At 78.6% G+C, this 473-nt stretch carries 1 protein-coding gene; it reads left to right on the plus strand.

The genetic code is table 11. The features are described 5' to 3' along the window. The coding region (locus tag M3677_RS17015) for a hypothetical protein (protein ID WP_251161136.1) at nucleotides 1-473 on the plus strand (473 nt) is incomplete at both ends.

Raw genomic sequence — 473 nt, forward strand, 5'->3', positions numbered from 1 at the left:
CACCACGGTCGCCTCGGGCATCTGCATCTTCGCTGCGGACCCCTCCGACGACCCCGACGACGGCACCACCCTGGCGGTCCTCCCCGGGGAGGCCTACACCCTGACCCAGGTGCTGCCCCCCAGCTCCGGTGTCCTCGCCCTGCCCACCGGCGCGGACGCCGTCGTGCACGGCTGGGGCGCCGACCCGGTCACCGCCCCGGACCTGGGCACGCCGACCGCGGACGGCGATCAGCTGCCCGACGACGTGGTGGTCCGGTTCGCCCCCCGGGCGACGCCGGCGGTCACCGGCCGCGGGGTGTCGACCACCGGCTCCGTCGTCTTCTACGACCCGCTGGCCACGGTGTCGTCGGGGCAGCCCGCCACCGTGGTCGTGCCGCCGGTCGCCGCGGCCGCCGACGCCACGGCGCCCGCCGTCCCGGTCGTCCCGGTGGCCGCCGACGCCCCGGCCGTGCCCGCCGCCACCACCACCGCTC

The organism is Curtobacterium sp. P97 (assembly GCF_023712445.1).
Taxonomy (GTDB): Bacteria; Actinomycetota; Actinomycetes; order Actinomycetales; family Microbacteriaceae; genus Curtobacterium.